This is a genomic window from Micromonospora sp. WMMD998 (genome assembly GCF_029581235.1).
GTDB lineage: Bacteria > Actinomycetota > Actinomycetes > Mycobacteriales > Micromonosporaceae > Micromonospora.
The window spans coordinates 1,327,641-1,341,544 of the sequence record NZ_CP120740.1; the positions used below are offsets into that span (position 1 = coordinate 1,327,641).

At 65.9% G+C, this 13,904-nt stretch carries 10 protein-coding genes; 5 read left to right on the forward strand and 5 right to left on the reverse strand.

Going from position 1 to position 13,904, the window contains the following annotated elements; all coding sequences use genetic code 11:
• Positions 1–44 precede the first annotated feature (44 nt).
• From O7619_RS06305 to O7619_RS06315, 3 genes are all read right to left on the reverse strand, one after another.
• Positions 45–3,071: a lantibiotic dehydratase gene (locus O7619_RS06305; RefSeq protein WP_282286297.1), complete on the reverse strand. Its 3,027-nt coding sequence runs from the start codon at positions 3,069–3,071 to the stop codon at positions 45–47.
• A gap of 111 nt (positions 3,072–3,182) precedes the next feature.
• Positions 3,183–3,317, reverse strand: coding sequence for an FxLD family lanthipeptide (locus tag O7619_RS06310; protein WP_016815038.1), 135 nt, complete (start codon positions 3,315–3,317; stop codon positions 3,183–3,185).
• A 170-nt stretch (positions 3,318–3,487) separates the two neighbouring features.
• On the reverse strand, positions 3,488–4,048 hold the full coding sequence (locus O7619_RS06315; protein WP_282286301.1) for a hypothetical protein: 561 nt from the start codon (positions 4,046–4,048) through the stop codon (positions 3,488–3,490).
• 308 nt (positions 4,049–4,356) lie between these two features.
• On the opposite strand from O7619_RS06315, the gene O7619_RS06320 reads away from it, so the two are divergent.
• Positions 4,357–5,232: a helix-turn-helix transcriptional regulator gene (locus O7619_RS06320; RefSeq protein WP_282288698.1), complete on the forward strand. Its 876-nt coding sequence runs from the start codon at positions 4,357–4,359 to the stop codon at positions 5,230–5,232.
• Entirely contained in the window at positions 5,229–5,441 is a 213-nt protein-coding gene (locus O7619_RS06325; RefSeq protein WP_282286302.1) for a DUF397 domain-containing protein, read from the forward strand. Before O7619_RS06320 ends, O7619_RS06325 begins: the two co-directional genes overlap by 4 nt.
• Positions 5,442–5,632: 191 nt before the next feature.
• On the opposite strand, the gene O7619_RS06330 is transcribed toward O7619_RS06325, so the two are convergent.
• Both O7619_RS06330 and O7619_RS06335 read right to left on the reverse strand, forming a co-directional pair.
• A complete protein-coding gene (locus O7619_RS06330) occupies positions 5,633–5,983 on the reverse strand; it encodes a hypothetical protein (protein WP_348774371.1) in 351 nt (116 codons plus the stop codon).
• 46 nt (positions 5,984–6,029) lie between these two features.
• On the reverse strand, positions 6,030–7,364 hold the full coding sequence (locus O7619_RS06335) for a transcriptional regulator (protein WP_282286304.1): 1,335 nt from the start codon (positions 7,362–7,364) through the stop codon (positions 6,030–6,032).
• A 658-nt stretch (positions 7,365–8,022) separates the two neighbouring features.
• Between O7619_RS06335 and O7619_RS06340 the strand changes: the two genes are divergently transcribed.
• From O7619_RS06340 to O7619_RS06350, 3 genes are read left to right on the forward strand one after another with little or no spacing between them, the layout of a single operon-like run.
• Complete coding sequence (locus tag O7619_RS06340) at positions 8,023–9,600, forward strand: class I SAM-dependent DNA methyltransferase (RefSeq protein ID WP_282286305.1); 1,578 nt, start codon at positions 8,023–8,025, stop codon at positions 9,598–9,600.
• Complete coding sequence (locus O7619_RS06345; RefSeq protein ID WP_282286307.1) at positions 9,593–10,816, forward strand: hypothetical protein; 1,224 nt, start codon at positions 9,593–9,595, stop codon at positions 10,814–10,816. The genes O7619_RS06340 and O7619_RS06345 overlap by 8 nt, the downstream gene beginning before the upstream one ends.
• 3 nt (positions 10,817–10,819) lie before the next feature.
• Positions 10,820–13,894, forward strand: coding sequence for an HsdR family type I site-specific deoxyribonuclease (locus tag O7619_RS06350; protein ID WP_282286308.1), 3,075 nt, complete (start codon positions 10,820–10,822; stop codon positions 13,892–13,894).
• The last annotated feature ends 10 nt before the right edge of the window (positions 13,895–13,904 follow it).

Here is a 13,904-nt window from a genome sequence, read left to right on the forward strand (position 1 = left end):
CTCGGCCGCCCGTAGCAACGGTGTACTCAGCGGTGTTTCGGTCATCAGGATGCTCCTACGGCGCGAACCCGGCGACGCACCGCCGCCAGCGCGACATGGCGTGCCAACCGATACGTGAGCTGCTCGGCGCCTTCGTCGGGGCCGAGAGCGCGAACGACGTGCAGGTGTATCAGCGACGCGAGCACCGAGGCGGGGGTGAGCGGGCCGGCGACGGCGGACAGTTCGGCGGCGTAGTGGGTTGCGGCCCTGGAGCGTTCCTGCCATGCCTGCTGGATGGGCTCAGGAAGTCCGCTCGGGTCGAGGGCGACCGCTTGACGCAGCACGTCCCGCTGGACCGGTGCCTGCCCGGTCTGCTCGGGGCGCGCCACCAGCCACTCGCACCCGGCGGTGCGGCTGCCGAGAATCGAGGCGGCCAGATCGACCATGCTCAGGGCGGTCAGTGCCCGCTGATCGATTCCAGAGTCGGGCTGCGCTACCAGCTGTGCCAGAGCTGCGCTGGAGTCGGCGGCGAAGAGTTCCTCGGCTGCTGCCAGCGCGGGGCCGGAGCCGTACCGGCCGGACTCGGGATGGTAGGTGTCCAGGCTCCAATCGCCGGCAAGGCGCTGCTGTCGGAGCCCGGCGACCCACCGTCCGACCCGTACCGCCACGTCGCCGTAGTCTTCGGTGTGCAGTCGTAGTCGAAGATGCGGGGTGGGGTGTCGCATGCGCACGAACCACCACAGCGGCGGCTCGGGCCAGTCGGCGAACAGCGTGGGCAGCCCTCGCGCCAAGACCAGCTCCACGGTCGAAGGGTCGACGGTCACCGAAGCGGACAACAGGCCACTGGCACCCGGTATGACCGGCTCGGGGGGAGCAGGTGGCGGCCAGTCGCCTCGCGCGGTAACCGCAGCCGGCGTGGCAGCGGGCGCAACCGTCGAGGCGACGGGCACGACGATCTCGTGAGCGCGGCCGGAGAGCCAACCGAAGTCCTCTGGGCTCGCCGCGTCCACCACGGTTACCGGTCCGGCGCTGGCGTCCAGGTGGGCACGGAGTAGGGCACGGTCCATGGACTGATCGAGGTGGAGCCGAAGCCTCTGGTCACCGTTGCCGACCTGTACCCATGCCGGCAGCCGCAGCCGCGTCCGCAGCGCCTCCCAGGCCGACGACCATTCGCCGTCGCCTCCGTCTGCGCCGGGCAGGGCCGCCGGATCGACGCGCCACCGGGCCGCCGTCAGGAGGACGCGGCCGTACTTCAGCGCGGGTCGAAACGGCAAGCAGGAAGCCGCACCCCAGTCGAACGGTCTCAGCCGAGCATCCGTGGCTCGCGGCAACTCCAGGAGAAGCCGGCCGAGCAGCGGCATCGTGTGTACGGCGGCGGCGTGCGCCACTGTCGGCTCCACCACCCGCTGCCGCGACATCGACACCAGCACCAGCCGATCACGGCCGGCGGTCACACCGAGGTCGTCGAGGCCAATCACGTTCTCGGCCACGGGCCGGTGCTCGGCCAGGCTGACCAGCCACGGGAGTACCTGCCGGGAGTTGAGCACGTTCTGGGTGTGCAGCTTCGGCGGTGGGAAGCTCAGCTGCGCCGGCATGGCCCCGGCCACGGCGACAGGAAGGCGGGCGAACTCCCGGCACATCAGCTCCCGGTCGGCGTAGGGCAGCCCGTCGAGGAAGCGCCCGCTCGTCGCCATCGCCGAGCGGCCCATGCCGGTCAGCGCGACAGTGAACCGTCCCTGTGTCAGCGCCTCCAGCGAGACCGCGCGGACCTCTGCCGAGACGTCAACGTGAGGGCTGACAGACCCGGTGACCCGGCTAGTGCCGGCGAGCCATTCGACGACCGCGTCGTCGAGAACCACCTCACGAGCACCGTCGATCAACGCCTGCTGAGCCAGCGCGAGCAGACGCTCGTCACGGCCGGACAATGGTGCTGTGGGCGCGACGGCCACAGCGCCGAAGTGCTCGGGGAAGCCCAACCCGACGAGCGGATCTACCAGCCGATCCAGCGGCACCACCGCCGTCATCCCGTAGCGGTCGACAAACCGGGCACGGTACGTACGCCACTCGGGCCGCCCCGCCGGATCTGGCGTCAGCCGTCGCAGCACCTCCACCGAAGCGGCGATTTCGGTGGCGACCTGCTCCGACAGGGTGATCTGATCCGCGAGCTGAAGATCCACCGCGAGCGGCTGGGTGGCCGGTGCCACGTTGCGCATGCGGTCGGCGAGCCCACGAAGGTACGTCGCGCTCCCTGCGCTGGTTCCACCGAGACGACCATGCAGCGAGCGCAGCTCGGCTCGAACGGCTCGCTGTCCCTCAGGATCATTGTCGAACACCGCATCGAGGGTGTCCAGGACATGCCTGATGGGGTCTGTGCATGTCGATGGTGGTCGGAGAGCGGAGATCAACACGCCGTGGTCCACCAGGCCGGCGACCATCGCGTCAGCGGACGCGCGTGGGAAGCCGGGGAACGCCGCAGCGACCGCGTCGACCAGCTCAGCCCACGGGACGGGGGCACGGGCGAGCGACACCGCCAGCCGTACCGCTGCGGTGCTCCTGACCGAGGTCGACTCCGTACGTGCAGAGGCGTGCGGCCGGCGGGCCACGACGATCCGAGGCCCGTTCACCAGCGCCAGATTGTTCGCCTGCAAGGGCAGATGGCGGCGCACGTCGGGCTCAGCTTCAAGGCGCGCGATCAGGGACGCGAGCCAAGTCGCGTCCGGCCGTACCCGGATCGCTGGCTGCCCTGCCGGCACCACCGCAGCCACCGTGTCGAACCGAAGAGCCGCCACCCCCGAGAACAACCCGAAGGGCGTCGCACGCCGCTGCGCACGGACCAGGTACCGCGCCAGCGCCAGCGCCATCCGCCACCCTCGGTCCGGAGCAGCGCTCCCGGTGGCGAGTACCGCTTCTACGCGAGCAGCGAACTCGGGGCTGGCGGCCCAGACAGCTTCGGCCAGGCCGGCCTTCCGCCAGGTCGCTTGCAACCAGTCGGCGATACCGGAGGCGTCGCTCGGGTCCGGAAAAGGCGCTGGGCCGTCGGGCCATGAGTGAGCGGCAATGCGGATGGTCGCGGCATCGATCGACCGAAACATGAGGCGTCCTCCTTCCGTCACGAAGCGCCTCTCGGGGACATGGCTGGTTGTGGGGGTGCCGGTTCCGGCAGGCATCGGGGATCGCCTGCCGGAACCAGCGGGGGTGTTCGGTCAGCAGTCGCTGCCCTTCACGGTGTCGCAGCCGTCGTCCGTGTCGGCCAGCAGAGCGGCGGCGACCGGACCCTCCGTGACGATCTGCACGTCGAGCTCGAACGGGTCGTTGCTGACGGCGAGCAGGCTGTTCATGGAAGCCTCCAATGGGACTGGGATGTTGGGTGGGCAGGTAGCCCCCGCAGCTACCGGCACGTTGGCTGGCGGATCGATCCGCCTTTTCTGGAACGGCGTCCAAGGAGAACCCGCTACGTTCGGCCTGCCCGCCGCCACGCCCTCCCCGGCAGTGACAGCGGGCAGGAGCCTCAGGTACGCCGGATGAGCACCAGATCTTCCGGCGCAGCGCCGACACGGACGTAGGCCAACTCTCGGGCGAAGAGCGCACCCCACGCGGACTCGGGAACCCCTTCGGTGGGAGCGAGACCGCGACTGCCGAGGGCCTCATAGGTCAGGCGCTCAGCGGTAGCTGCCTCGACCAGATTCATCCGGCATCCGCACGGTGAGCGGTAGCAGCGCCGTCCATCGGCGGATTCGAGCGGGCACAGCGGCAGGCCGCACCCCTTACAGACCAGCAATCCCCACAATGGGTAGAGATGGTCGGGTAGATTCGTGCCCCCCACCATCGCGGCGAAGATCTTCATGGCGTGTAGCCGGGATCGACATTTCGGTCGGCCGCACCCGCACCCTTGCGGCACTGCCGGATGCGTCCGGTAGACATCGGTAGCAAGGCTGACCAGGCGCGAGCTATGCAGACTCGATACGAGCACGCCCGCCGTGGCACCTGCGCTTTGACCATGCACCCCTTCGATACCGCCGCAGGCCCCAGTAGCGTTGATGGCGATCAGCGTTGCGCTCGTGGCGTCCATGCCGCTCCTCCCGCATCTCGGACGTGAGAGTCCGCCGCGAACCTGTCGCCGCATGACCCCACGCAAGCCGTAGACACATCGCTTGTGGTGGTTCCACGATCGCGGTTCTTGCATAGCCCCGGGAACACCGGCCAATGGGGAAATTTACGGGGAGACTCACCGGTCGCCGCGCGCTTGACCAGGGGTTTCCTTGCGGAAAGCATGATCGGCGCTGGCGGTGATCGGCAAAACAGGCGTTACGCTCTCGTCGCCGGGGTCCAGGCGGGATGGATCGCCGGGGCCATTCGCGTCTCTCGCCGGGGGTGTCGTTGATCAGTCCATATGTGCGTCGTCGTCGGCTCGCTACCGAACTCGTGCGGATACGGGAGGAACACGGCTACTCCGCTGAGCGGCTTTGCAAAGAGACAAAGATCGCCAAGCAGAAGCTGAGCCGTTTGGAGAACGCGAGAGTCCGACCAGATCAAGACGAGATCATGCGAATCCTCGACCACTTTCGGGTTGACGAGCAGCGGTGGGAAAAGATCATGGCCATTGCTCGCGAGTCCCAGGAGAACGGCTGGTGGGAGAAGTTCCGCGTCGAGATGGGACCACGCCAGGCCCTCTACGCGGACCTGGAAGCCGGTGCAGAGCACATCGCCGAGTACCACATCACCCTGCTGCCAGGCTTGTTGCAGATCCCGGCGTACACCGAGGTCCGCGCGGTGGCAGATCGTGCTGCCTACCCCCGGAGATTCACGGTGGAGCGAGCACTGGAAGCCCGCGCTGCCCGGCAACGGGTCCTTGAGAGACCCGGCGGACCCACCTACGAGGTGATTATCGATGAGCTCGCGATCCGTCGGCACGCCGCACCGCCGGAGGTCGTCCGCGCGCAGCTTGACCACTTGATCAACGTCGGTCACGAGAAGAAGAAGTCCACGATCCGGGTACTGCGGCTGACCGCGCGAATCGCTGGCAACGCGGTACCCCGGTCGTCGTACTTCAGCTACCGATACCCCGACCCGAGCGATCCGGTGGTCGTCGCGGTCGACACCATCACTAGCGACCTCGTCCTCACCGACCCGGACGAGGTTGCCAACTACGCCTCCCTGTACGAGCGCCTGCGTTCCGCGGCCCTCAGCCCCGCTGACAGCCTCGACTTCCTCGCCACCGTGGCGGAGGAACTGCCCGACTACACCAGGAGATGACCATGCACCCCGAGAAGTTCACCAACTGGCGGAAGTCCAGCCGCTCCGGCGGTGGCGACAACTGCATCGAGGTCGCCTTCGCGCTCGACGGCACCGTGGGCATGCGGGATTCGAAGGACCGGACGGGACCAGTGCTGAGGTTCACCCGGGGTGAGTGGACGGCGTTCACTGATGGCATCCGCGACGGTGAGTTTGACGACGCACACTGAGCTGCTGTCTCGTCGGCGCGCCCGGGAAGCCGGGCGCGCCGCGCTGACCTCGGAGTGTCACCGCTTGCAGGCGCAGTTCATGCTGGCCGGCGTAGTGCCCTGTCCGCCAATCTCGCGCCGGCTCGGAAGAAGCCGGACCCCGATGCGAGCATGAAGTGGGGGTTGTGTGCTCCTGTCGATTGGTTCTCAGCTCAGCGCATCGAGACCAACGTCTGCTCGATGTGTTCGAAGATGTCCGAGTCCGTCTCCCGCTGCCACTCCGGCATGTCTGACCAGTCGGCCACGTAGGAAGCCTTCGGGCTGGGAAAGTGTTTGAAGATCTGCGCAATCCAGCACAGGGCGACGAAGCGTCCTTTCTGTTCACGGGTCAGCTTCGCGGTTGCGCCGTCGGCTGCCTCGATGAACTGGCGGACTTGCTCATACACTGCGGCGGCACTTTCCCGTTCCCATTCGGGCGTATCCGCCCAGGGCGTGACGTAGCCCGGTTTCGGTTCGCCGCGATAGTGCTTACGGACTCCCGCGATCCATGCCTCCCGGAACATGCGCCCCGGTTCTTCGACCTGCACGCTGGTCCTCCCTCTGGTCGTGTCAGTTCCCTGCCCTGATAAGGGAATTGATCTGGCTGTTGAGATGCCGCACGTGAGTGTCGGCAAGGAACGGCTGCAAGTGGTGGTGTAGCTGGTTAAGTTTGGAGCCGACCACGCCCGAGCCGCTTTGGCGGGCAGTATCGAGGGCGGCGCTGCCGTAGAGCACGATCTGGTGTACGTCGCTACGGTGAACTCCGACCAAGGCGAGGTCCGTCAGGACGGTTCCGCGTCGTCGCGTGGAGAGGCTTTGCGACAGAGCGCCGGACAACACCGGCTCGGCCAGGTCTGGGCGCCTCAACTCGACGTAGCAGGCTCCGCGTTCCTCGGCGAGCCGGGAGCCGTCGAAGCGCAACCATCCGCCGTTATGCACCCGGCCGGGCAGGTGGTTGACCTCTTCGGCTTGGTCGAGCGCCCGCCGGCATCCGCTGAGGTCGCCGAGGCCCGCGAGAGCCTGTGCCCGCACCGTGTGTGCCCAGTGCCGGGTCGACAGCGCGCTGTCCCCGTGCTGAGCCAGGCCGGCGGCAACGTCCAGCATCGGTGCGGCGTGCCGGAAGTCGCGCTCGTAGACGCTGATGAAGGCGTGACGGATCATCGCGCACGCCCAGAGGTCGTAGGCAGCAGCTTCTCGGGCGGCGGTCGCTGCCAGCGTGTAGCAGTGCGCGGCCTCGCTGTACTCGTTCGCGTCGAAGGCGACCTCGCCGGCGAGCTGGAGCAGGTCGGCGGTGACCTCGCAGAGCCGACGGTGCACGGGTGTCGTGTGGGAGCGACGTAGGTTCGCCGTGAGTGTCGTCAGCTGACGGTTGACCAGCGGTGATACTGCTGCCTTGGACTCGGCTGCGCCGAAGGCCGCCCACAGCTGGGCGTTCAGGCCCTCGTACTCGTCGAGGGTCGCTGGGTCTAGTCGCCTGTCCCCGTCGCTGGAGGACTCGATGCGCGCCCAGTCGAGCTGGCTGCCCGGGACGGGCGCGGCCAACAGCGCACCTGTCAGGCTCAGCAGGCGTAGCAACTCGCGGCGGTTCATGTCGCCAGTGTCCGTGATCTCGCTGCCGGTCAGCGACTCGCCAGCGTGATCATCGCCATTGGTGAGCATCTCGCCCGGGGGCATCTGGTGCGCAACGGGATCAGAATGGCGTTGGCCACGGGTGATGTAGAAGCCTAGGTCAGGGTCCCGTGTTGCCTTCAGCACCGCACGGAATGCCTCCCGGGTCGTGGGCTTGGGCCAGCGGTGTTCTCCTCGCTCAAGCTTCCCGACGTGGTTGGCGTCCATACTGGTTCTCGTACCGTAGGTAGCCCACAGGTAGTTGTTGACCGCCTCGGCGACCTCCTGCCGAGACATCCGTCGACCTGAGCCGCTCGGGGACAGAAGTCGACGGCGGGCGTCGCTGAGCAGGGTGTTGGGGCCATCTGGCGCACCCGACCTCGGGGCCAACCCATCACCACCCGTCGAAACTTGCTGGTAGTCCTGTCGGGCGGCCCTGCAAGATCGTTGCCACCCGCATCCCTGGTCTGCTGGACCTCGGCTTCGTCCTGCCCAACAAGGCGGCCCGGCGGTCCGCTTTGCCGGAATGCCACGCCAGCATGCCAGCGTAACTACCTGATCACAAGACAGAATACCGACGGATCGTCAGGCTGGTCTCGAACGGTGGCTGGTGGGGCGGAAGATGGCTTCACAAGACGTGCGCGAACGAGCCTTCCCTGATGTGTGCCTGCGGGTCACGGCCGATCTGGAGCGAGCTGACGAGCTGCGCGCGCGTTCGACTTCACCTACGCGCTGGAGACCTACCTGGTCTATCGGTGGGTCCGCGCCGCGCCGCGCCTCTGCACCAGCAGGGCCGCGCCGCGCCTCTGCACCAGCAGGGCAGTGCTGTTCCCGGCGGCATGCACCGCCACATCACGCCCGGCGTGTACATCCCCGGCAGGCCGAAATAGGGTGACCGGCAGGAACACTGCGGCCTTCGAGTCGCCCCCTTTGACGAGCAAGGACACCCCGACTGATGGCAGTGACACAGCAGGAGATCGAGAACCGTTTGTGGGACGCCGCCGACGAGCTGCGCGTGGCGATACCCGAAGCGCAATACTCCTCGGTTGTCTTCCCGCTGATGTTCTGGAAGTACCTGTCGGACACCTGGGAACACCGCCACCAGGAGTTCCTGGACGACAACGAGGGACTGGACGGCCTCTCCGCCGAGGAAGCCCACGAGATTGAGTACCGCGACTACCAGTCGTTCGAGATTCCGTTCATCTACCCCGGTACCGTCCAGCAGCGTCGCGCCTCTTGGCCGTCCATCCTTGCCACCATTATCCAGCCCGGCCTCGGCAAGCGGGTCCGCGCCTCCCTGCAGGCCATCGAGACGGCCAACCCCGACAAGTTCTCGCGCCTGTTCGGGTCTATGACTTGGACCTCAGAAGAGGTGTTGTCGGGTGAGGTGTTGGCGGCGGTCATGCAGGCGATGGACCGCACGCCGAAGATGCACGAGGGCAACATGTCCCACGACGTGCTCGGTGGGGCGTACGAGTACCTGCTGAAGCGGTTCTCCGACGGGTCTGGCACCCGCGCCGGCCAGTTCTTCACCCCACGCGAGGTCGTCGAACTGATCGTTGAAGTCCTGGCCCCCAAGAGCTACGAGTCGGTGTATGACCCGACCTGCGGGTCGGGCGGCATGCTCATCGCCTCCGCGAACCTGCTGAAGGCTCATGGCGGGCGTGGCTACACGCTCCGCCTGTACGGGCAGGAGGCGGTCGCGGACACGGCGGGTGTGGCACGCATGAACCTCTTCATGCACAACCTCACCCAGTTCCAGGTCGAGGTCGGGGACACCCTGAAGGACCCGCGCTTCAAGAAGCCGGACGGGTCCATCGCGCAGTTCGATGTGATCGTCGCCAACCCGCCCTACAGCCTGAAGTGGAAGCCTTGGTCCCCCAAGGACCCCCGCGCCATCGGCGGTGTCGCTCCGCAGTCATCGGCGGACTGGGCGTTCGTGCAGCACATGATCGCCAGCATGGACCCAAAAAAGGGGCGCGCTGGCGTCGTCTTGCCCAACGGCGTCCTCTTCCGCAGCGGCCAGGAGGGTTCGATTCGTCAGCGCGTCCTTGATGACGACCTGCTTGAAGCTGTGATCGGGTTGCCGGCAAACCTCTTCTACAACACGACGATCCCGACCTGCATTCTCGTCTTCCGCGCTCGCGGCACCAAGTCTGGAGAGCGTAAGAACGGGGTGCTTTTCATCGACGCCTCTAAGCGCTTTATCAAGGCCAAGAATCGCAACGTCCTGACCGATGCTGACATTTTTGACACGGTGGCCGCCTATCACGTGAGCATTGACGCCGACGGCACCACGATCGACCCAGACGGAGAAGGTGGACTGGCCGCGCGGTTCGTATCTTTGACCGAGATTGCGGCGAACGGCTATGACCTCAACATCAGTCGCTACATTAAACAGGCCGCGGCCGATAAGGCGGACCTACCCACCCTGATCGAGGCCTACAACCTCGCCCGAGCCAAACGTCAGAAGACCGAGCAGCACATGCTTGCCGTTCTTGCGGACGCTGGGATTAAGGGATTCGATGAGTGACCCGACGGACAATGACTGGGCAGGTGACAGGCATGAGGGGTGGGTTCAGGAGCCTCTTTCGCGGTTCCTCACAGCGAATGTTGAGATCGTCGATGTGGAACCGGATCGGCTCTATCCGATCGTAGGAATCCTGAATAGGGGGAGAGGGCTTCTCTATCGCGATCCCGTCGCAGGAAGCTCTACAGCCTACAAAAAGCTCAACCGGATCGGCCCCGGCGTGCTCGTCTACAGCCGGCTCAAGGCATTCGAAGGCGCGATCACGGTAACCCCAAGCGACCTGCCGGAATCGTTCGCGTCTCAAGAGTTCCCTACCTTCACCTTCGTATGTGACGCGGACCCCGACTTTTTCCGCATCCTCACCACGACGCAGAACATGTGGGACGCGCTCCAAGGTGTGTCAAAGGGGATGGGTGGCAGACGCGAGCGGGTGAAGCCCGCAGACTTCCTCAATATCGTCATGGACCTCCCGCCGCTGCCAGTGCAGGAGCGGATAGTCGAGATCATCAGCGTGGTAGACGAACAGGTCGCGGCACTCGATATTGAGGCAGAAAGTCTCATTCGAGTCCGTAACGCTGCTCTGGAAGACGCACTCTCCCGCGGCGGTGAAGGATGGTCGTCTGTTCCGTTGTCAAAAGCCGGGACGCTCAGCCGTGGCCGACGGTTCGTGAAGAGCGACTACGTGCAGTCCGGCCTGGGATGCATCCACTACGGTCAGATCTACACGGACTACGGAGCGTCCGCTACGCGCACGGTGACCTATCTGCCCGAGAGTTTCCGCAGCTCGATGCGCCTGGCGCGACCTGGCGATGTGGTAATCGCCGGGACGAGCGAGAACGTCGAGGACGTCGGCAAGGCTACTGCTTGGTTGGGTGATGATGAAGTGGCTGTTCACGACGACTGTTTCATCTTTCGGCATGATCTTGACCCGAAGTTTGTATCTTACTTCTTTGCCTCACCCCTGTTTCAGCACCAGAAGCGTAGGTTCACGAGCGAGACTAAGGTGGTTCGCGTCTCCGCCGCGAACCTCCATAAGATCGTTATGCCCGTGCCGCCTCGTGACGACCAGGAGCGCATCTCAGGGATGGCTGACGCGGTGGATAGACAGGTCGCCGCCCTCCGTGCTGAGGCGGAACGTCTTCGTCAGATGCGGGCGGGACTGCTCTCGGGTTTGCTAGACCGCACCATCGACATCGAGTCCGCCGAGCTGAAGGTCTGAGCCATGGCGAAGGGCATTCGGGAGCGCGAGTTTCAGAACCTGGTGATCCAGTGGTCCCTCCCGATGGGCTGGCGTTTCACAGCGGGGAGGTCGCTTCCGCGTGAGATGACGCAGACGGTGATCGCCGACGACCTCCGGGATGCCATCGTCCGACTCAACCCGGGGATGATCGACGGGTTCGATGTGGACGCGGTGGTCGAGGAGATCATCGGCACGGTCAACGCTGTTGAGGGCGGGCTGGTACGGGCCAACGAGCAGGTGCTACGCCTGCTGCGCGGGCATAAGGAGTTCCGGGACGCCGACGGCGTGTGGCACGCCCTGAGGGTCATCGACGTCGAGCACCCGACCGCCAACACGCTGATCGTTTCGGACGAGGTGACCATCACCGTCCCCGGGAAGACCCCCCGCCGGTTCGACCTCGTGTACTGGGTCAACGGGCTGCCGCTGGTCGTGGTCGAGGTGAAGTCGCCGACTGCGAAGTCTGGGTGGGCTAAGGCTGCGCGCGAGATCAACGATGTGTACGCCACCGAGTACCCGTGGTTCTTCACTCCGAACGTTTTCGCCGTTGCTTCCGATGGGCTGAAGCTGCGATTCGGCGCCGTTGGTGCGCCCCTGAACCTGTGGCAGCCGTTCCGGTCCACCGCCGATGACGAGAGCCTGTCCGGGCAGGCTGACGTGCAGCGTTCCGTGGAGCTGCTGCTCAACCCGGCGACCGTCTTGGACATGCTCGCCAACTTTGCTCTGTTCGACACCGCGGGGGCTGGGGTGGACAAGAAGTACCTGCCCCGCTACCCGCAGCGGGAAGCCGCCCACCTGATCCACCAGAGAGTCCTGGCCGGCGGCCAGAAGGGCCTTATCTGGCACCACCAAGGCAGCGGCAAGACGCTGCTAATGGTGTTCGCCGCCTCGCTGTTACTGGCCGACTCCCGTACCGACTCACCCACGATCATCTTGCTCTCGGACCGGACCGATCTCGTGCGGCAGACCTCCGGGGTGTTCACCTCCGCGATGGGGGACGCCTACTTCCACCAGCCGAAGACCAGTCAAGACTTGCGGTCCCTGCTTGCCGACGACGTGCGCGGGGTCATCTCCACGACCGTGCACAAGTTCGCCGAAGCCGGCAGTAATCTGTCGAAGCGGGACAACATCATCGTGCTGGTCGACGAGGCGCACCGGACCCAGTCCGCCAAGTCGAAGTCCCTGGCCGGGCACATGCGCGCCGCGATCCCTCAGGCGAAGTTCTTCGGCATGACCGGCACCCCTCTGCGGAACCTCGCCACCGACACCTTCGCCCTCTTCGGTGACGAGGCCGACCCGGGGCGAGTGCTACACCGGTATTCGGTGTCCCGGTCGCTGCGGGACGAGGCGACCGTCCCGGTCATGCTGGACCCGCACCCGGTGTCCTTCGAGATGAACGACCAGGAGTTGCAGGCCGAGTTCGACCAGTTCGCCGACGACTTCGACCTCGACGACCCCGACCGTGAGGCACTGTCTCGCAAGTTCGGGCGCCTGACCTCGGTGTTCGCCAACCCAAACCGTATCCACGCGGTCTGCCAGGACATCGTGGACCACTACCTCACTGGTGCCTACCGCAACGGCCTGAAGGCTCAAGTCGTGGCCTACAACCGTGAGCTGGCCGTGGCATACACGGACAAGATCAACGAGCTGCTGGCCGGCTTCGAGGCGTCACAGGTACTCGCCGAAGTGGGGAATTACGACCGAATCACGGCCGAGGTGAACATCTCCGTCTCGGACTCCAAGGACGAAGACCCGGCCATGCGGCCGTACCGGCTCTCGGAGGCCGAGGAAGAGAGCCAAAAGCGGCGGTTCCTCACCCCGGACGATCCGCTGTGCTTCCTGGTGGTGACCGCGAAGCTGATGACGGGATTCGACGCCCCCAACGAGGGTGTCCTCTACCTGGACAAGCCGCTGAAAGCCCACACCCTGTTCCAGACGATCACTCGCCCGAACCGCACCTGGGTGTCCCCGACCGGGTTCGTGAAGACCTCCGGGGTGGTCGTGGATTACATTGGGCTGGCCGAAGAGGTCCAGCGGGCCGTCGTCGACCCCACCCCGGAAGGGTCCGGCAAGGGCGGCGGATTCGTCACCGACGTGTCCGAGCTGGTCGCCGAGTTCCGCACCACCTTCGCCCGCATCGAAGACCTCCTCGCCGACGTGGACGACCTAGACCTCACGGTCCACGGATATGAGTCCGTGCGAGCCATCAACGTCTTCCTGGACGCTAACCCCGGCTCCGCCGAGGTGTTCAGCAGGGACTACCGGCTGCTGGCCCGCCTGTACTCCCTCATCAGCACCGACAAGCGGATCGCCAAGTACCGGGACGGCTTCGGGCTGTTCGGGTCCGTGTACACGACCCTGTTCAAGAGGTCCTCTGACGAGGAGCGAAAGGAACGGCTGGCCGAGCTGGGGCCGATGGTCCTGGAGATCATCAACGGTCACGTCCACTCCTTCGCCGTGGTCGCCTCCCAGGAGGAACCCCTTGTCCTTGACGCCCAGGGCATCGCCATCCTCAAGGAACTGATGGCCCTCGTCCGCTCCACGCCTGGCAAGGACGACGGCGAGGACGAGAAGCCGCCGTCCGCAGCGGAGATCCTGGACCGGATCAAGGCCGCCCTCGACAAGGGAGTTGAACCCGGGTCTGCAAAGTACGCCGCGCTCGCGGAACGCATCAGGCTGCTGCGGGACCGGATCATCCAGACCGCCCAGGACGCCCTGGACTTTCTCTCGGAAGCACTCCGGATCGCCCGCGCCATCGTGAACGCCGGGAAGCATCCTGAGGAAGCTGTCGTACTGGACGACGACCACGTGGGCGTCCTGTCACGGATCATCCACGAGCACGCACCCGCCGGCCTCACCATCACGGAGAGGAACCTGGCCGAGGAGATCGACCAAGTGGTCACCCGCACCCTCGCCCAGTCGTGGGACAACGCAGACGCCCGCAACCGAGGCGTCCGCCGCGCCACCGCCGCCGTCTTCCGGCGGTACATGTTGAAGCCGGTCGGGGAGCCGTACGACTCCACCGTCGCGTACATCGAAGCCCACTACCTCGTTGACTGACGACTGTATT